Source organism: Blautia sp. HCN-20427 (assembly GCF_037890365.1).
Taxonomy (GTDB): domain Bacteria; phylum Bacillota; class Clostridia; order Lachnospirales; family Lachnospiraceae; genus Blautia.
The window spans coordinates 1-19,707 of sequence record NZ_JBBKBX010000037.1 but is presented as its reverse complement, the minus strand read 5'-3'; the positions used below and the strand labels follow the sequence as shown (position 1 = coordinate 19,707).

Sequence of the window (19,707 nt, the reverse complement as noted above, 5' to 3'; positions counted from 1 at the left end):
GGAAATCCGGTGCTCAACAATTTCTATACCATGATTTCAAGTGGTTATTATTCTGTATTTGCGCTTTGTTAATCTTTTAAAATAGCAAAATAAGTAAAAAAATCAAGCATTTAAAGCAATTTTAGTCTACTTTTTTCGAAAAGAAGTCATTATAATAAAAGCGCAAATTGTGTAAGAAGACATGAGGAGGAACATCATGAAACTATGTTTACAGGCAGGAGAGGTGAAACAGATTGGAGATTATTTTTCTGTTTCTACGAACAGTGTAGAAATCCGTATTCTGTTTTTGACAGATTCTATTTTAAGAATCCGCGCAGGCTTTGATGGGGAGTTTGCAGAGGAATCTTACAGTCTTGTAATGACAGCCTGGGAAGACCGGATGGATGTGTTCATGAAGAAATACCGGACACGGGTACAGCCGGCAAAAGCAGAATTAACAGATGGTGAAGAAAAAGCAATCCTGCAGGGAAAACTGCTGCGTGTAGAGGTGGAGAAAAATCCATTCCGTATCTGCGTATACGATAGGGATAACACGTTGCTGCATGCCGATATTGTAGACCTTGCTTATATGGAAGACAGCAATCACCGGAGAATTCATACCAGCGAAATTTCTGAGGATGACTGTTTTTACGGATTCGGAGAAAAGAGCGGAGTGTTCAACAAGGCTCAGAAGTTCATGGGAATGAGCCCCAAGGATGCAATGGGATATGACCCAAAGGAAACAGATTCTCTTTATAAACACATTCCGTTTTACATTAAACTGAATCGGAAACATCAGAAGGCCGTGGGTTATTTTTACCACAATACGTATGAATGTGATTTTGATATGGGAAAAGAAAAGAGCAATTACTGGAAGCGCCACAGCCGTTACCGTACAGACGGAGGGGATATTGATTTGTTTCTGATTGCAGGTCCGGCTGTCCGGGACGTGGTAGAGCGTTATACAGACCTGACCGGGAAATCTGCTATGCTTCCTGTCTATGCTCTGGGATATCTGGGATCTTCTATGTATTATCCCGAACTGGAAGCAGACTGCGATGACGCTATTTTGGAATTTATTGATACAACCAGAGAAGAGGGAATTCCTGCAGACGGATTTCAGTTATCTTCCGGATACTGTGCCATTGAAACACAGGAGGGGATCAAACGCTGCGTATTTACCTGGAATAAGAAACGGTTTAAAGAGCCAAAAGAGTTTTTCAGCCAGATGAAGGAGCGAGGAATCTGTGTTTCTCCCAATGTGAAGCCGGGAATTCTTCTGGTACATCCAATGCTGGAAGAGATGAAAGAAAAGGGCATGTTTGTCAAAGACAGTGAAACGGATGAGCCGGGAATCGGAACCTGGTGGGGCGGAAAGGGAATGTTTGTGGATTTCACTAAGGCTTCTACCAGAGAAGAGTGGAAAGAGCTTCTGAAAGAAAATGTTCTGGACTATGGTACCAATTCTGTATGGAATGATAACTGTGAGTACGACAGTATGGTAGACAAGGATTGCCGCTGTTCCTTTGAAGGAAAAGGCGGAACGATTGGACAGCTTAAAGCAGTGATGTCCAATATTATGTGTCATGTGACAGATGAGGCCATTCAGGAAACGTTTGGAAACCAGAGACCTTACATTGTCTGCCGTTCCGGACACAGTGGGATTCAGAAATATGCACAGACCTGGGCCGGAGACAATCTGACTTGCTGGGATTCGTTAAAATACAATATTGCCACCATTCTGGGCATGAGTCTGTCCGGTGTGGCAAACCAGGGATGTGATATCGGAGGATTTTACGGACCAGCGCCAGAGGCGGAACTGCTGGTAAGGTGGATTCAGAATGGAATTTTCCAGCCAAGATTTTCCATTCATTCTACAAATATTGACAATACGGTGACAGAACCGTGGATGTACAGTGGCTGCAAAGAGGAAATCCGCCAAGCCATTGAATTTCGGTATCAGATGATTCCGTATCTGTATTCTCTCATGGAACGTGCCCATGAAACTGGACTTCCTATTATGGAGCCCATGTGCAGTGCTTTCCAGCATGACAGCAAGTGTTACGATGAGGGTGTGGACTTTATGTTCGGAGACTCTCTGTTGGTAGCAAATGTGGTGGAAAAAGGTGCAAAGACCAGAAAAGTATATCTTCCGGAAGGTGAAATCTTCTATGATTTCTATAACAGAACCCAATATCAGGGCGGACAGACAGTAGAACTTCCGGTAGAACTGGGAAGCATTCCGCTGTTTATCAGAAGCGGAGCTATTATTCCTATGGCAGCGCATCAATTGAACAACCTTATGCAGCAGAAAGTAACTGCAATCCGGATGATATGTGAAGCAGGCCGGGACGGAGCCTTTACTCTGTATGAAGATGACGGCGCTACAATGGAATATACAAAAGGGGCATACCTGAAAACCCGGATTACTATGCAGGCCGGCGAGCAGACAGCGCTGTCGTTTGTTCATGAAGGTTCCTACGAAACTGCGGTGGAAGATATGTACATTGATATGATTCACCGGGAAAAAGCGCCTTACTGGGTGCAGGTGGACGGACAGGAAGTACCGCATTTCCTGCATAGGAGAAAATTTGAAGAGGCAGAGTTTGGATGGTACTACAGCCAGAGTCTGAAATCAGTTCAGATTAAATATAAAAATCCAAAGAAGGATTACAAAGTAGTCGTGTCTTTTGAACAATTCGATATGATTGGAATGTAAAAAAGAAAATGGAGGTTTGCTATGAGCACAACGAAAAAGAATGTAAAACCGTTTGGAATACGGGATAAAGTGGGCTATATGTTTGGTGATTTCGGAAATGACCTTACTTTCGTATTGTCCTCTATGATGTTGTTAAAGTTTTATACGGATATTATGGGTGTTTCTGCCGCTATCGTCGGAATGATGATGATGGGAGCCAGATTTGTGGATGCGGTGACGGATATCACCATGGGACAGATTGTAGACAGAAGCAGACCTACAGCAAAAGGAAAATTTGCGCCATGGCTTAAGCGCATGTGCGGTCCAGTGGCAGTGGCATCAGTGCTTTTGTATGCTACCTGGTTCCAGGACATGCCTATGGCTTTTAAGGTGTTCTGGATGTTCTTTTCTTATCTGCTGTGGGGAAGTGTCTGCTATACAGGAATTAACATTCCTTATGGTTCTATGGCTTCCGCAATTTCCGAAAAACCGGAAGACAGAACGTCTCTCTCTAATTGGAGAACCATTGGTGCAACACTTGGAAACATTGCCATTGGTGTAATTCTGCCATTGTTTGTATACTATACAGACAGTGAAGGAAAGCAGTGGCTTTCCGGAACAAGAATGAGCATTGCAGCCGTAATTTGTTCGGTTCTGGCCGTAATCTGTTATCTGCTGTGCTACAATCTGGTTACAGAACGTGTGAAAATTGAACAGAAAACAGAGAAATTTTCTGTGATGTTCCTGGTAAACAGCCTGATTCAAAATAAAGCATTAATCGGAATTGCCGTTACTTCTTTATTCCTGATTCTGGCACAGATTTCTCTTGGAAACATGGGAGCTTATCTGTATCCAAACTATTTTAGAAATATTGCAATTCTTTCCGTGATTTCTCTGATTGGACATATGATTACACTGGCTATGTCTCCATTCATTGAAACTTTTGCAAAGAAAATCGGAAAGAAAGAAATTGCCATTGTAGCTTCTGTTTTGGGAGCGGTTCCCATGCTGGTAGCCTTTGTTTTGCACACAAAAAATGTCATTGTGTGGATGGTGTGCTACTGTATTACCTGGGTAGGTGTATCTATGTTCATTCTGATTTGCTGGGCAATGATTACCGATGTTATCGATGATACAGAAGTGAAAACAGGAAGTCGTTCTGACGGAACTGTATATTCTATTTACTCTTTCTGCAGAAAACTGGGCCAGGCTTTGTCTTCCGGTTTGACAGGGGTACTGCTGTCTATGGTTGGATACTCTACGGCTACCGCTTTTGACACACCGGTTGTCAATGGAATCTATAACATTACCTGCCTGGTTCCAGGTATTGCTTTTGTACTGATGTTCTTATCTCTGGTATTTTTATATCCATTGAATAAGAAAAAGGTAGAGGAAAATGCAAAGAAACTTTTGGAAAAAAGATAAGGTGGAATGGCCATGTTTTTGAACTGTCAATATTATAGTACCGCATTGCAGCACAATACGCAGATTCAAGTGATTATCCCCACACCTGAGGGACAGGAACAGATTACCGGAGAAGAAACAAAGAAGCGGTATGATTATAAAAAAGGACTTCCGGTAGTCTATCTGCTGCATGGAGCCTATGGTGACTGCAGCAGCTGGGTACGCTTCAGCAATATTGAACGATATGCTCAGTCTCATCAGATAGTTGCGGTGATGGCTTCTGTGGAAAACAGTTTTTACCAGAATATGTATCATGGAAATCCTTATTTTACCTATATTACAGAGGAGCTTCCTGCATTTGTCACAGCTCTGTTTCCGGTTTCTGAAAAGCGGGAGGATACTTTTGTTGCCGGATTTTCCATGGGCGGCTATGGCGCTTGGTATGTGGGGCTGTCCTGCCCGGAGCGCTACAGTAAGATTGCCGGGATGTCTGCTGCCATGGATATTGCAGAACTGGGAAAACAGTGCCGGGATGGAAAGGTAGAGGGCCCCTTTGCCTGGGAAAATATTTTTGACAATCCGGAGCAGCTTGCGGGTACAGAGAAAGATATTTTTGAACTGTATCGGCGCTGCCAGGAAAACGGAGTGATTCCGGAGTTGTATCAGGCATGCGGAACAAAAGATTTTCTGTATGAAATGAACCTGGACGCAAAACGGCGTTTGGAAAAGATGGGGGCAAAGCTTACCTGGTCAGAAACCGAAGGGGCTATGCACAACTGGGATTACTGGGATAAAGAGATTCAGAAAATACTGGATTGGATGATGAACAAAACTTGTATTTAGTAGAAAAAAGCGCCTGCCGGATATGGTGAGGCGCTTTTTTCTGCCGTTGCATTTATTTCGCGTAATTGTCAAAATACCCCTGAATGTAAATAATCGGAGTTCCCTTATCTCCGGAGCCGGAGGTCAGGTCTGCAAGAGAACCCAAAAGGTCGGTCAGACGTCTCGGAGTGGTTCCCTGTGTCACCATGGTACCCTTTAAGCTGGCAGCTTTCTCATCTTTTTCTGTAATATAATTCTTAATGGCATCTTTTAATTCTACGCCGGATAATTGAGCAAAATCGTTGTCAGCCAGATATTTCAGCTTCACTTCGTTTGGTGTTCCTTCCAGTCCATTGGTGTAAGCCGGAGAAACTACCGGGTCAGCAAGTTCCCAGATTTTTCCAACCGGGTCTTTAAACGCGCCGTCACCGTAAACCATCACTTCCACGTTTTTGCCTGTTTTTTCCAGCATGGATTTGTGAATAGCAGAGACTACTTCTTCACATTTAATCGGGAAGAGTTTTACCGTATCTTCTGTGGCTTTGTTGGAACCCAGAAGACCGTAGGCGTCATTGTAGCCGCTGCCGTTTATGCTCTTTGTCATAATGTCGTCTAAAGAATAAACTTTCTCTGCACCGTTGGCTTTTAAGATTCGTTTTGTTCTCTGGCGTGTGTGGATATCGCAGGCCAGTACGCTTTTAGTATAAGAGAGGATAGCCTTTGGATTATTTGCAAAAATGATTTCCACTTCTGCACCGGCTTCCTGAATCAGCTGTTTGTAATATTCTACATAGTCCACGCCTGTGAAAACGTGTTTTTCGTATCCGAATAATGCTCTGTAAGTTTCCTCTGTGAGCACATCAGACCAGGGATTAATATTTTTCTCATCTAAAAGGTCCAGGTCTACCAGATGATTACCCACTTCGTCAGAAGGATAGCTGAGCATGAGTACGATTTTTTTGCAGCCCATGGCGATTCCTTTTAAACAGATAGAGAAGCGGTTGCGGCTTAAAATGGGGAAAATCACGCCTACGGTATCATCGCCGAATTTTTCTTTTACGTCTGCAGCAATGTCCTTTACACCAGCATAGTTTCCCTGTGCTCTGGCTACAACAGCCTCTGTTACAGCAATGACATCTTTGTCGCAAATTTCAAAGTTTTCGCTTTCGGAAGCTTTCAGCACGCAGTCTACTACGATTTCGGAAAGATTGTCACCTTTGCGGATAATCGGGGCTCTGACACCTCTTGAAATGGTTCCAACCATGCGTTCTTTCTTTTCCATATTTATATACCTCCATTGGTTTTTCACAAAATTATGGGCAGAAAAATCCTGCCTATTTCATAATACGTTGAAATTCGTCTGTATGCAAGGGAAACCTGTGTTTTTGCAAAAAAATCCCGATTTCTGCCGAAAAAAAGTTTTTGCCCTGGGGAGAATCCCCCCAGGGGGCTTGTTTGCAGAGGTGAAATTTGATAAAATGACTCCAAAAAACAGCCTATTTGGAGATAAAGGACAGATTAAAATGGAAAAAAACAAAGTATTTTGCCTGGGAAATTTTCAGGCAGAACCGGGAGAGAAAAAAAGCGGTTATCTTTTCGTGGGAAACGGAGAATTTGAACTGCCTGTGACTATTTTGAACGGAGAAAAACGGGGGAAAACCGTGTTGATTACAGCCGGTGTTCATGCAGCGGAATATGTGGGAATCCAGTCAGCTATGGAGCTGGCAGAGCATTTACATCCGGAAAAGATTGCCGGTACGGTTGTCATTGTAAAGGTGGTAAACCGCCAGGCGTTTGAAATGCGCAGCGGTAGCGAAGGGTTTGAAGACGGGGTGAATTTAAACAGGGTATTTCCCGGAAAAGAAACGGGCAGCCAAATGGAGCGGCTGGCCTATGCCATTGAAAAGGAACTGTTTCCGGGAGTGGATTTTTATATTGATTTGCACAGCGGTGACAGCTATGAGCAGCTGACACCTTATATATATTACGCAGGTGTAGCAGAGCCCCGGGTGGTAGAGGCAGCCAGAGAGATGGCGCAGCAGGCAGATGTGCCCTATATGGTGCGTTCCTGTGTGGCAGGCGGCGGCTGCTATAATTATGCGGCGCAGCTTGGGATTCCGTCGGTTTTGATTGAACGGGGACAGATGGGAGCATGGACAGAGGAAGAAGCGCATTCTACCAGACGGGATGTGAGAAATATCTTGTGTCATCTGGGCGTGTATCTGGGACAAAAGGATTACAGAAATTATTATCCCCTGGAGGTGACAGACGTCAGCTATCAGGCGGCAAACCAAAATGGTATCTGGTATCCTTATAAAAGTCCGGGGGATATGATACGGCAGGGAGAAGTCCTGGGCGTGGTCAAGGATTATGAGGGAACTGTGCTGGAAGTGTGCAGGGCGGAATATGACGGTGTGGTCTTGTATCAGACAGGCAGTCTGCAGGTAAAAGAGAGCGGCCCTATGATTGCCTATGGAAAGATTTCCAGAGAGGCGGATAACCGGAAGAAAAAAATTGCAGGATACTGGACAAAGCGCAGTACCAGTTTTCAGGAACAGAGACGTGCAGAACTGCACAGCAGCCTGGCAGACCGGTGGTTAAAGGAAATCGGGAAATACCTGCCCAAGAAAAAACTGAAAATTCTGGATGTGGGCTGCGGCTCAGGCTTCTTTACTATTTTGCTGGCACAGCAGGGGCATGAAGTGCTTGGGGTGGATTTGACTCCGGATATGATAAAGAGGTCAAAAGAACTGGCAGAGGAAGAGGGAGCAGACTGTATCTTCCAGGTTATGGATGCGGAAAATCTTACCTTTGCGGATGAAACTTTTGATGTGGTTATTTCCAGAAATCTGACCTGGACGCTGCCGGATGCCAACAGAGCCTACCGGGAATGGCTGCGGGTGCTGAAAAAGGGAGGTTGTCTGCTGAATTTTGACGCCAACTACGGGGCAAGCGATTGTGCAGATACGTCTCATTTGCCCCAAAATCACGCACACAATAAGCTGGGAGAGGAGCTTTTGCAGGAATGTGAAGAAATTAAGAGACAGCTTCCTATCAGTTCTTATCAGCGGCCTGCCTGGGATGTGGGAGTCCTTGGAAATCTGGGAACTGTAGAACTGTTTTTAGATTTTAGTGTCAGCAAAAGAATTTATATGGAAAAGGATGAATTTTATAATCCGGACCCGCTTTTTGTCATTAGTGCCAGAAAAGGAGAATGAAATGAAAAAATATATCCTTAAGCGCCTGCTGCAGTTGATTCCCATTCTGCTGGTGATTACCTTTCTCTCTTTTGGCATGATGCGTCTGGCAGGAAGCGACGCAGTATTGCAGAAAATGGAAAATACGGGAATGATAGTTTCTCAGGAGGTCATGGACAAAGCGCGGGCGGAACTGGGGCTGGATAAGCCCTTTCTGACACAGTATTTTGTATGGCTGGGAAATCTGCTTCACGGAGACATGGGAACCAGTTATATATCCGGGAAAGCAGTTTTTCCTGCCTTTATCTCTAAACTTCCGGCAACTTTGCTGCTTACAGTGGTTTCCATTGCCCTTACCATTATCATTTCCATTCCTTTGGGGGTTCTGGCTGCTGTGAAACAGAACCGGTTTACAGACTATCTTATCCGGGCTGCCAGTTTTTTGGGAAACAGTATGCCTAATTTTTTTGTAGCGCTGCTCTTGATGTATTTTTTTGCTATTCGTGTAAAGATATTTCCGGTTATTGCTTCGGAAGTCAGTATGGAAAGCGTGGCGCTTCCCAGCCTCACCCTTGCCATTGCCATGTCTGCAAAGTATCTCCGGCAGGTACGGGCCACAGTTTTGGATGAGCTGAGTAAGGATTATGTGGTTGGTGCAAAGGCCAGGGGGGTCCGTTTTTCTGTGACACTCTACAAAAGTGTGCTAAAAGCCTGTCTGGTGACCATTATTACGCTGCTTACCCTCTCTATTGGAAGTTTGTTAGGCGGCACGGCCATTGTAGAATCTATCTTTTTGTGGGATGGAGTAGGAAAACTGGCAGTAGACGCCATTAATATGAGAGATTACCCCATGATTCAGGCCTATGTTATGTGGATGGCAATTATTTATGTCTGTGTGAATCTCATAACGGATCTTTCTTACCGTGTTCTGGACCCAAGAATTCGTTTAGGGGGTGAAAAGGCATGAGTCAAGAGAAAAAAATGCCGTCTTTGCGGAAGCAGAAAATCAGAAAGAATCATACAAAAACCAGGCTGGTTGTTTTTTTGATTCTTGCCGCAGGATTGCTGCTGACTGCTGTTTTTGCACAGCAGATTTGCCCTTATGACCCCAATGCCCAGGATACCAGCATTTCGCTTCAGCCTCCCAGCGCGGCACATCCGGCAGGAACAGACCGCTTCGGACGGGATATGTTTTCACGTATTTTGGTAGGTCTTCAGACCAGTGTGCTGGCTACCCTTTCTCTGGTGGTTATAATTACCCTGGTGGGAACCGTACTGGGGGTTTTGTGCGGGTATTATGAGGGGGTTCTGGACTCTGTGGTAATGCGGATTTCAGATGTATGTCTGGCGTTTCCGGGGCTGGTCTTTGCCTTAGCAATCGCAGCCCTGTTAAATGGGGGATTGCATAATGCGGTACTGGCCTTGGCGGTGATCAGCTGGCCTAAATATGCCAGAATTGCCAGAAGTCAGACTTTGGCACAGAAAAGTACAAATTATATTGCTGCTGCAAAACTGGCAGGAAGCAGTTCCCGGCAGATTATAGTAAAACATATTCTTCCCAACTGTGCAGGACCGATTTTGGTTACCGCTATGCTGGATATTGGAACTATGCTGATGGAGCTGGCAGGACTGTCTTTTCTGGGACTTGGAGCACAGCCGCCTACCGCGGAACTGGGAAATATGATGAGCGGCGGAAGAAGCATGCTGCAGACGTATCCGTGGGTCATTCTGGGGCCGGGAATTGCGATTTTTATCGTGGTCGTTATTTTTAATCTTTTAGGCGATACAGTGAGGGATTATTTAGATCCCCGCAACAGCCGCAGAAAATAAAAAAACGTCTTGTGAAAGGAAGGAAAACACATGGGAAAAATGAAAAAAATATCGGCACTATTGATGGCCGTCTGTCTGGGAGCAGGACTTCTGCCAGGCTGTGCCTCCGGGGGAGAGAAAAAAGCAGATGACGAAAAAGCAAAAGATACGGGAAAAAAGACTTTTGTATTCGGAGATACTACGTTTAACCCTGAAAACGAAGAACCTGATGTAAATCCTCATAATACCTATTCCGGCTGGGCCTGTATCCGGTATGGTATCGGTGAAACTCTTTTTAAGTATTCCGATACCATGGAAATCCAGCCCTGGCTGGCAAAGAGTTATGAAAATATAGATGAACTGACCTGGAAAATCACTCTGCAGGACAATGTGAAGTTTACCAGCGGCAGAGCCATGGACGGTGAAGCAGTAAAAGAATGTCTGGAAGATTTGGTAAAAGTACATGAGCGTGCAAAAGGGGACTTAATGATTGATACCATTACAGCAGAGGGGCAAACAGTTACCATAAAAACAACAGAACCCAAACCTACCTTATTAAATTACCTCAGCGACCCCTATGGCTGTATTGTAGACGTATCCGCAGGAGTGACAGAAGACGGTATTGTGGCAGGCACAGGCCCATACAAAGCAGAATCTCTGGTGTCAGGGGAAGAACTGAAACTGGTAAAAAATGAAGACTACTGGGACGGCGAGCCGGGATATGATGAAATTACCGTACGCACTATTTCAGACGGGGACACCCTGACCATGGCGCTGCAGTCCGGTGAGATTGACGCTGCTTACGGTATGCCGTATGCCAGCTATCCTCTGTTTGAAAACGAGGAGTATACGTTCTCAAGCTGTGCGACCAGCCGTGCTTTTTTTGTTCATATGAACTTTGAAAGTCCGGTGATTCAGGATTCGGCTGTGCGGAAAGCCATTGCCATGGGGATTGACAAAGAGGGATTTGTAGATACTTTGCTGGATGGAAATGGCTACCCTGCTGTGGGAGCGTATCCGGATAACTTTACGTTTGGAGGAGATGCAGTTACAGCAGAAACATATGATACAGAGGGGGCAAAAAAAGTCCTGGAAGAGGCTGGCTGGATAGACTCTGACGGAGACGGCATTCGTGAAAAGGACGGACAGGAGTTAGAAATCCGCTGGCTGACGTACCCAAGCCGTCAGGAGCTTCCTCTGCTCGCAGAATCTGCACAGGCTACTTTGAAAGAAATCGGTATGGATGTGAAGATTAACAGTACTGCAGACCATAACAGCATACGGACGAATGCTTCTGCCTGGGATGTGTATGCCAGCGCCATGGTAACGGCGCCTACCGGAGATCCGGAATATTTCTTTACCACACACTGTCTGGACAGTTCGGCGGTAAACAACGGACATTACCACAGTGATAAACTGGAGCAGTTAGAAAAGGAAATGGCAAAAACTTTTGATACAGAACGCAGAAGTGAGTTGGCAGTGGAAATGCAGCAGACGATTTTGGATGATAATGCCTTTGTATTCTGCTCGCATCTGAAGATGAGCATGATTAGCAAGGCCAGTGTTACCGGACTGACTGCGCACCCCTGTGATTTTTATGAAATTACGGTAGATTTGGCACCTGCATCATGAGACGATTTCTATTGGAAGGAGAAGGGCGTATGAAAGAAATATTGACCTATCAGTCTGTAGAAATCTGTTTCAACGGCACGGCTGTGATACGAGATACCAGTTTTACCCTTCATGAGGGAGAAATTCTGGGTATTGTAGGTGAATCCGGCAGTGGGAAGAGTACTCTTTTAAAAGCGGCAATGGGACTTCTGGGAAACGACGGAATGGTAACCAGGGGTGATATCTGGTTTCAGGAAAAGGATATTCCGGATTTGCCTGAAAAAGAACTGCGGCAGATTCGAGGTGAAAAAATCGGCATGATTTTTCAGGATGCAGGCGCCTCTCTGTGTCCTATCCGGACCATTGGAGAGCAGATTTATGAGAGTATTTCCGCACATAAAAAAATCACCAGGGCAGAGGCCAAAGGGAAGGCATTGGATTTATTTGAAAAGCTCTATTTTAAAGACGGCGAGAGGATTTGGAACAGCTATCCTTTTGAACTGTCGGGAGGAATGAACCAGAGAGTTGGTATTGTTCTTGCTATGCTTATGCAGCCGCCGGTACTTTTGGCAGATGAGCCAACCAGCGCCCTGGATGTGGCTGTTCAGCGGCAGGTGGTACAGGAAATACTGCGGCTGAGAGAACTTTTTGGCACAGCCGTGATACTGGTAACCCATGATATCGGGGTGGTGTCTGCGCTGGCAGATACCATACTGGTTTTAAAAGATGGACAGGTGGTAGAATATGGATCTGCCCGGCAGATTCTGCAGTATCCGGAAAAGGAATACACACAGAGACTGCTGGCAGCAGTACCAAAATTGCGGAGGGCATAGATGAAACCGGTTTTAGAAACAAAAGAATTGACTAAAATATTTGCCGCAGAGGGAAAGTCTGATTTTACAGCTGTTGACCATGTAAATTTTCAGCTGTATCCGGGAGAAATCCTGGGGATTGTAGGGGAGTCGGGAAGCGGCAAAAGCACGCTGGTAAGGGCTGTGTCCCGCCTGACAGATGTGACGGAGGGCAGTATCTTTCTGGACGGACAGGATATTACGAGAATAAAAGGAAAGGCTCTGCGCCAGTGTTATAAGAAACTCCAGATGGTATTTCAGACTCCCGTTACTTCTTTTGACCCAAGAAGAACCCTAGGGGACGGAATCGGAGAAAGTCTGCGAAACAGCGGAACTTCTAAAGCAGAGGCCAAAAAAGAGGTTTTACGCCTGCTTTCCCAGTGCGGACTTTCAGAGGAATTTTATGGACGATACCCCCACGAAGTCAGCGGCGGTCAATGTCAGAGAGCAGCCATTGCCAGAGCTCTGGCCGTACAGCCAAAGATCGTGATTTGTGATGAGGCAACCAGTTCGCTGGACGTGACTGTACAGCAGCAAATCCTGGAACTTTTGAAAAAATTAAAGGAAGAGAGGAATCTTTCCTACCTGTTTATATGCCATAATCTGGCTTTGGTGCAGATGTTTTGTGACCGTGTGCTGGTCATGAAGGACGGAAAAATCGTGGAAGAGGGCACTCCGGATGAAGTGATTATGCAGCCAAAAGAAGCGTATACGAAGCTGTTAGTGGAATCAGTGCTGTAAAGCAGAAAAATATTCAAATTCAGAAAGGGCTGTGCTATAATAAATTCATGCTTTTATATAGGGAGTATGCTTACTTGCTAAAGGGAGAAAACATCATATGTATCGCATTTTTATAGTAGAAGATGATAGCGGTATCGCCGGTGCCATACAAAAACAGACGGAAAGCTGGGGAATGGAGGCAAGGTGCACCGAGGATTTTCATGACATCATGGCAGAATTTGCCGCCTGGAGGCCTCAGTTGGTGCTGATGGATATTTCACTGCCTTTTTTCAATGGCTATTACTGGTGTCAGAAAATCAGGGAGGTGTCTAAAGTGCCGGTGATTTTTATTTCCTCGGCTTCCGATAACCTGAATATTGTTATGGCGCTGCAGGCCGGAGCGGATGATTTTATTGCAAAGCCCTTTGATTTTTCCGTACTCATGGCAAAGATACAGGCGGTTCTGAGAAGAACTTATGATTACGGAACCCAGGTATCTGTTCTGGAGCACAGAGGGGCGCTTTTATCCAAGGAAGACGCCCTTTTGCATTACGAAGGAAGAAAAATTGATTTGACGAAAAATGAATACCGGATTCTTCTCACGCTTATGGAGCAGAAGGGGAAAATCGTCAGCAGGGAAAGGCTGATGGAAAAATTGTGGGAAAATGACAGTTTTGTAGATGAAAATACCCTGAGCGTCAATGTGAACCGCCTGCGTAAAAAACTGGAAAAAGAGGGACTGACGGGATTTATTACAACAAAAGTAGGCATGGGATATTTGATAGAATCGGCGGTGACCACATCATGAGAGAGTTGGGAAGCTATTTGAAACATCATGGGAGAGTGCTGTTCTTTTACGGTATTTGTTCCGGCATTTTTATTCTGTTCTTCTTTCTGTATCAGATACCTGTGGAGGCGGCGCTTTACAGTGCAGCAGTCTGCGGCGCGCTGGGGGTGCTGCTTGTATTTCCCCACTTTCTCGCATTTCGGAAAAAACGCAGAGAATTGCAGAGTCTTTACAGGCAGCAGGAGTTTTCCGTAAACAATCTGCCAGAGCCTGAGGGAATTCTGGAGAGGGACTATCAGGAACTGATGGAAGAATGGAACAGACGATACAGAAGCATGGAAGAAGAGCATAGCAGAAAATACAGGGATATGATGGAATATTATACCCTCTGGGTACACCAGATAAAGACGCCCATTGCTTCTATGTACCTGAATCTGGAAAATGAGGATACTGCCCTTTCCAGAGCCATAAAAGGAGATTTAATGAGGATTGAGCAGTATGTAGACATGGTATTGTGTTATCTCAGACTGGACAGCGAGGATACGGATTATATGTTTCAGGAATATGGGATGGACGGAATTGTCAGACAGGCGCTGCACAGATTTTCGTCTTCTTTCATCAATGGGAAAATCCGTCTGGAATATCAGCCTGTAAAGAGCAGGGTACTGACAGATGAAAAGTGGCTGTTGTTTGTTATTGAGCAGGTTTTGTCCAATGCGCTGAAGTATACAAAATCCGGGGGCCGGATATGGATTGAGGAGGCAGAGCCGGGGATTCTCTGTATCGGGGATACGGGAATCGGTATTGCACCAGAGGATTTGCCCAGGATTTTTGAAAAGGGATATACCGGATACAACGGCAGATGTCAGAAAAAAGCCAGTGGAATCGGGCTGTATCTTTGCAGCCGTATTTGTAACCGCCTGGGGCACAGAATTTGGGTATCCTCCGCAGTAGGAGCGGGAACCCGGGTGTATCTGGATGTGAGAAAGGCCCATTTGGAAATCGAATGACAGAGCGTCTTACAAAAATGTAAGAAGAACACAGGGAAATGTAAGCCAAAGCTATGGCAGGACATTTCCCTGTTTTGCTACAATAAGACGGTAAAAGAGAGGACAAAAGCAAGGAGGACAAAATAAATATGGTAATTTTGGAAGTGAAAAATCTGAAAAAAACCTATACCACCAGATTCGGAGGCAATCAGGTACAGGCATTGAAAAATGTGAATTTCACCATAGAAGAGGGAGAATATACAGCCATTATGGGAGAGTCCGGATCCGGAAAAACCACGCTTTTAAATATTCTGGCAGCGCTGGACAGACCCACAGGCGGAACTGTGCTTCTGGACGGAAGGGATATTTCCAGAATAAAAGAAGCAGATTTGTCTGTGTTCCGAAGAAATCATCTGGGCTTTGTATTTCAGGAATTTAATCTTCTGGACACCTTTTCAATCCGGGATAATATTTATCTGCCGCTGGTGCTGGGAGGAAAGCATTACAGACAAATGGAGGTGCTTTTAGAGCCTTTGGCCGCAAAGCTGGGAATTAAAGAAATATTAGACAAATACCCTTACGAGATTTCGGGGGGACAGAAGCAGAGAGCCGCTGTAGCCAGAGCGCTGATTACCAGTCCGAGGCTGATTCTGGCAGATGAACCAACCGGGGCTCTGGATTCCAAGGCAACAGACGAACTTTTACGGCTTTTTGGAACGGTAAACCAGGAGGGGCAGACGATTTTAATGGTAACCCATTCGGTTAAAGCTGCAAGTCATGCCCAGAGGGTGCTGTTTATTAAGGATGGAGAGGTGTTCCATCAGCTTTACCGAGGAAACGATACCAATCAGCAGATGTACGAGAAGATTTCCAGCACCCTGACCATGCTGGCATCAGGAGGTGAGGCGCAGTGAAAAGAGGATTTTATTTCAGAATTGCCTGGACAGGGATAAAGAACAATAAAAAGATTTATCTTCCCTATATTCTGGCTTCTGTGGGCATGATTCTCATGTTTTACATCATTGTATTTTTATCCAGCAGTCCCACAGTCAGGGAAATGCAGGGCGGAAATACCATGCAGGGGGTACTTGGCTTTGGGGTTTTCATTATGGCAGGGTTTGCGCTGATTTTTCTGTTTTATACCAATTCCTTTCTTATGCGAAGGAGAAAGCGGGAGTTTGGTATGTATCATGTGCTGGGGATGGGGAAGAAAAACCTGGCAAAGGTTATGGTTTGGGAAGGTGTACAGGTGACGGTGATTTCCCTGCTGGGCGGTCTTTTAGGGGGGATTTTGTTTTCAAAGGCAGCAGAACTTGTCATGATTTCCATGCTGGAGGGGAAAGCAGGTTATGCGTTCACGATAAGCACAGAAGCATTGCTGTGGACTCTGAAAGTCTTTGGCAGCATTTTTCTGCTGATTTTAATAAAATCTCTGCTGCAGATTTTTTTCTCAAAACCCATTGAATTGCTCCGAAGTGAAGCTGTGGGAGAGAAACCGCCGAAAGCCAACTGGCTGGAAGGGATTCTGGGTGTTGTGATACTGGCAGCTGCTTACTATCTTGCGGTATCCATTGAAGAACCTATGGCGGCTATATTCTGGTTTTTCGTGGCGGTGGCTATGGTAATTGTCAGCACCTATATTCTCTTTCGGACAGGTTCGGTGCTGCTTTGCAAGGTGCTGAAGAAAAATAAGAACTATTATTATAAATCGGGACATTTTGTTTCCATATCCTCTATGATGTACCGCATGAAGAGAAACGGTTATGGTCTGGCATCCATTTGTATCCTTTCTACTATGGTGCTGGTTATGGTGTCAGCAGTCTCCTGTATGTTTATTGGTTCGGAAGACCAGCTGCGTACCCGTTATCCCAGAAATATTGTAATCGATACGTATTCGGAGAATCAGGAAGTAATCGATATGGTACACCGTCTGGCGGCAGAGACCTTAGAGGAACAGAAAAAACAAGCTGAAAATGTGCTTCATTATCGTTTTACAGTGGCAGCAGGTTATGAAGAGGGAAAGACAATCAGTCTGGACCCGGGAAAAATAGAAAAATTTGCTATGTCTACAGGGGAAAATATCCGGCAGCTTTTTGTAGTGCCTTTGGAAGATTACAATCGTATTATGGGGGCAGATGAAACGCTGCAGGAGGATGAAGTCCTGGTTTATCAGACAAAATCATCCTACAAGTATGATGAAATCGCTTTTGACGATGGCACAAAGTGGAAGGTGAAGAAAAAACTCAGTGAATTTGTGGATAACGGCGTGGATTCCATGCAGATTATGCCTTCTGTTTTTATTTTTGTAAAGGATATGGATACTGTAAGTCAGGTGTGCAGCAAATGGAAAGAGCTGCAGGGAGAATCCCTGGTGAAAATGCACGATTATTACGGATTTGATTTGCAGGGAAGTGATGAGGAAAAAATTGCCGTAGCAAACAGTTTAAGGGAAAAAAGAGACGGACTTCTGCAGCAAGGTTATGAAAGAATAGACATAGAGGACAGCGCGTCAGAGCGGGCAGATTTTTACGCCATGTACAGTGGTATGTTTGTTCTGGGAATTTTATTGGGCTGTGTCTTTATTCTGGGTATGGTACTGATTATGTACTACAAGCAGGTAACAGAAGGCTATGAAGACCGGAAACGTTTTGAAATTATGCAGAAGGTGGGCATGACCAAACGGGAAATCCGAAAAAGCATCAATTCCCAGGTACTCACCGTATTTTTCCTGCCGCTTCTGGCAGCAGGAGTGCATACGGCCTTTGCTTTTCCTATGATGCGGAAGATTCTGCTGCTTTTAGGAGTGACAAACACCGGATTGCTGATAGGCGTTATGGCGGGCTGTTATCTTTTGTTTTCACTTTTCTATATTCTCATGTATGTGATAACTTCAAAGTCTTATTACGGTATTGTCAGTAGCCGTGATTAAACGGATTGGTACTGCTTTCGTTTTTCACTGGGTGAAACGCCGGTAATACTTTTGAAAATCCGGTTAAAATGGGTCAGATTGGAAAAACCTGTTTCTTTGCTGATACGGGTAATGTTGTAATCCGTTTCCAAAAGCATACGCTGGGCGTGAAGCACCCGTGTCATGTTGAGGTATTGAATGATGGTTTTTCCGGTGACTTTCTTAAATTCCCTGCACAGGTGGTAGGGGCTGACATAGAGCATGTCAGCCAGGGCAGAGACAGAAATTTCTTCGGCATAATGCTCGTGAATGTAATTGACCGCCTGTGCAGGTCTTGTTCTGGGTGTGCTTTCCACAGGGGTGTAATCGGCCCGGAGAATGGTCAGCAGAAGCTGATTTAACAGATTTTCCAGATATTCTTTCTGGAAAAGTCCCTCCTCTTTGTCCAGCTCAGTATGAAGCATGGACAGGAGGAGATGAATCATAGATTTCTTAATTTTCTTTAAAGAGAATACTCTGGCGGTTTCCAGCAGGTAGCTGCGGACTTCGGGGTAGACTATCATATCCGGTGTGAAATACAGGACAATACGTTTAAAAGGCACGTTTTTGTCCCCGTAGGAATGGTGCATCACATTGGGAGGGAAGATGATAAATTCGTGAGCGGTCAGATGATACAGCTCGCCCTCTATCATGTGGTGCCGTTCCCCGGATTCTAAATAATACAATTCAAAAAATTCATGAAAGTGGGATTGACACATATTGTCATTCACACCTTCGGCATATGCATAAGCAATTTTTTCTCCATGTGACATGAGAATCGCGGCGGTGTCCAGCATAAAAATCTCCTTTGTTTTTTTGGTACAGAATAGCATAGGGGAGTCCGGATGGCAAGAGGAAAAAGGGAAAATTAGAGCAAGATAAGTAAAAAAACAGGAGATTTCAAGCGAATTTTGTCTATGATTTTCAGGAGGATTTTCTTATAATGTGGCCATAGAAAGCGAAAAGGAGAGAAGCAATGAAAGTATGTTTAAGGGCGGAGAGTGTAAGACAGGAAGACAATTATGTTTCTGTCAGGACAAACTGCGTGGAAATCAGGGGGTATTTTCTGACTGATTCTATTGTGCGAATCCGGGCCGGATTTGACGGAGATTTTGCAGAGGAATCTTACAGTCTGGTGATGACAGGCTGGGAAGACCGCATGGACGGATTTTTAGAAGGCAGACGAAAGAGAGTGCAGATGGCCGAGGCTGTTCTGGAGGACGGAGAAGAGAAAGCTGTTATCCGCGGGAAAGAACTGCGGGTGGAAGTAGAAAAGGAACCGTTCCGTATCTGTGTGTATGATATAGAGAATACTCTTTTACATGCAGACATTGTGGATTTGGCTTACATGGAGGACAGCAATCACCGCCGGATTCATACCAGCGAGATTACGCCGCAGGATTGTTTCTATGGATTCGGAGAAAAGAGCGGAGAATTTAATAAAGCGCAGAAATTTATGGATATGAGTCCTAAGGATGCTATGGGATACAATCCAAAAGAGACAGATTCCCTTTATAAGCACATTCCTTTTTACATTAAGCTGAACCGCGAACATAAAAAGGCTGTGGGATATTTTTACCACAATACTTATGAGTGCGATTTTGACATGGGAAAAGAAAAGAGCAATTACTGGAAAATGCACAGCCGCTACCGGGCAGACGGAGGTGACATTGACTTATTCCTCATTGCAGGACCGTCTATGCGCCAGGTAGTGGAAAGATATACGGATTTAACCGGAAAATCTGCCATGCTGCCCCGGTATGCCCTGGGTTATCTGGGTTCTTCCATGTACTATCCGGAATTGGAAAAAGACTGCGACGATGCGATTCTGGAATTCATTGATACCACAAAAGAAGAGCTGATTCCGGTAGACGGTTTCCAGCTTTCTTCCGG

The 19,707-nt window shown here is 44.9% G+C and carries 16 protein-coding genes; 14 read left to right on the top strand and 2 right to left on the bottom strand.

What is annotated here, in order from left to right; translation table 11 throughout:
- Positions 1 to 196 precede the first annotated feature (196 nt).
- From WKT17_RS15470 to WKT17_RS15460, 3 genes are read left to right on the top strand one after another with little or no spacing between them, the layout of a single operon-like run.
- Positions 197 to 2,698, top strand: a complete 2,502-nt coding sequence (locus WKT17_RS15470; protein WP_173747819.1) for a glycoside hydrolase family 31 protein — start codon at positions 197 to 199, stop codon at positions 2,696 to 2,698.
- A 21-nt stretch (positions 2,699 to 2,719) separates the two neighbouring features.
- Positions 2,720 to 4,102 carry an MFS transporter gene (locus WKT17_RS15465; protein WP_173747817.1) on the top strand — a complete coding sequence of 461 codons (1,383 nt, stop codon included), beginning with the start codon at positions 2,720 to 2,722 and terminating at the stop codon, positions 4,100 to 4,102.
- 12 nt (positions 4,103 to 4,114) lie between these two features.
- Positions 4,115 to 4,924 carry an alpha/beta hydrolase gene (locus WKT17_RS15460; protein WP_226853472.1) on the top strand — a complete coding sequence of 270 codons (810 nt, stop codon included), beginning with the start codon at positions 4,115 to 4,117 and terminating at the stop codon, positions 4,922 to 4,924.
- A gap of 52 nt (positions 4,925 to 4,976) precedes the next feature.
- Here WKT17_RS15460 and WKT17_RS15455 read toward each other — a convergent pair whose 3' ends face one another.
- Positions 4,977 to 6,185, bottom strand: coding sequence for a coenzyme F420-0:L-glutamate ligase (locus WKT17_RS15455; protein WP_173747814.1), 1,209 nt, complete (start codon positions 6,183 to 6,185; stop codon positions 4,977 to 4,979).
- 241 nt (positions 6,186 to 6,426) lie between these two features.
- Here WKT17_RS15455 and WKT17_RS15450 point away from each other — a divergent pair, with 241 nt between their 5' ends.
- The 10 genes from WKT17_RS15450 to WKT17_RS15405 all read left to right on the top strand — a co-directional run bounded on the left by WKT17_RS15450 (position 6,427) and on the right by WKT17_RS15405 (position 17,796).
- On the top strand, positions 6,427 to 8,121 hold the full coding sequence (locus WKT17_RS15450; protein WP_298060016.1) for a M14 family metallopeptidase: 1,695 nt from the start codon (positions 6,427 to 6,429) through the stop codon (positions 8,119 to 8,121).
- Position 8,122: 1 nt separating this feature from the next.
- The gene (gene nikB, locus WKT17_RS15445) at positions 8,123 to 9,067 is read left to right on the top strand and encodes a nickel ABC transporter permease (protein ID WP_173747810.1); all 945 of its coding nucleotides are present in this window, start codon (positions 8,123 to 8,125) and stop codon (positions 9,065 to 9,067) included.
- Positions 9,064 to 9,930, top strand: coding sequence for a nickel transporter permease (gene nikC / locus WKT17_RS15440; protein ID WP_173747808.1), 867 nt, complete (start codon positions 9,064 to 9,066; stop codon positions 9,928 to 9,930). Before nikB ends, nikC begins: the two co-directional genes overlap by 4 nt.
- Before the next feature lie 30 nt (positions 9,931 to 9,960).
- The gene (locus WKT17_RS15435) at positions 9,961 to 11,541 is read left to right on the top strand and encodes an ABC transporter substrate-binding protein (protein WP_173747806.1); all 1,581 of its coding nucleotides are present in this window, start codon (positions 9,961 to 9,963) and stop codon (positions 11,539 to 11,541) included.
- A gap of 29 nt (positions 11,542 to 11,570) precedes the next feature.
- Positions 11,571 to 12,353, top strand: coding sequence for an ABC transporter ATP-binding protein (locus WKT17_RS15430; protein WP_340273550.1), 783 nt, complete (start codon positions 11,571 to 11,573; stop codon positions 12,351 to 12,353).
- Positions 12,354 to 13,112 (top strand): ABC transporter ATP-binding protein, encoded by a 759-nt coding sequence (locus tag WKT17_RS15425; RefSeq protein ID WP_173747802.1) that lies wholly within the window; start codon positions 12,354 to 12,356, stop codon positions 13,110 to 13,112.
- A 97-nt stretch (positions 13,113 to 13,209) separates the two neighbouring features.
- Positions 13,210 to 13,899 carry a response regulator transcription factor gene (locus tag WKT17_RS15420; RefSeq protein ID WP_173747799.1) on the top strand — a complete coding sequence of 230 codons (690 nt, stop codon included), beginning with the start codon at positions 13,210 to 13,212 and terminating at the stop codon, positions 13,897 to 13,899.
- The gene (locus WKT17_RS15415; protein WP_291681431.1) at positions 13,896 to 14,888 is read left to right on the top strand and encodes a sensor histidine kinase; all 993 of its coding nucleotides are present in this window, start codon (positions 13,896 to 13,898) and stop codon (positions 14,886 to 14,888) included. The genes WKT17_RS15420 and WKT17_RS15415 overlap by 4 nt, the downstream gene beginning before the upstream one ends.
- Before the next feature lie 128 nt (positions 14,889 to 15,016).
- Entirely contained in the window at positions 15,017 to 15,781 is a 765-nt protein-coding gene (locus tag WKT17_RS15410) for an ABC transporter ATP-binding protein (protein WP_173747795.1), read from the top strand.
- On the top strand, positions 15,778 to 17,796 hold the full coding sequence (locus tag WKT17_RS15405) for an ABC transporter permease (RefSeq protein WP_173747793.1): 2,019 nt from the start codon (positions 15,778 to 15,780) through the stop codon (positions 17,794 to 17,796). Before WKT17_RS15410 ends, WKT17_RS15405 begins: the two co-directional genes overlap by 4 nt.
- On the opposite strand, the gene WKT17_RS15400 is transcribed toward WKT17_RS15405, so the two are convergent.
- Complete coding sequence (locus WKT17_RS15400; protein WP_340273545.1) at positions 17,793 to 18,611, bottom strand: AraC family transcriptional regulator; 819 nt, start codon at positions 18,609 to 18,611, stop codon at positions 17,793 to 17,795. The genes WKT17_RS15405 and WKT17_RS15400 overlap by 4 nt on opposite strands.
- Positions 18,612 to 18,790: 179 nt before the next feature.
- Here WKT17_RS15400 and WKT17_RS15395 point away from each other — a divergent pair.
- Positions 18,791 to 19,707 (top strand): glycoside hydrolase family 31 protein (locus WKT17_RS15395; RefSeq protein WP_445059743.1); only part of this gene is annotated, 917 nt, incomplete at its 3' end.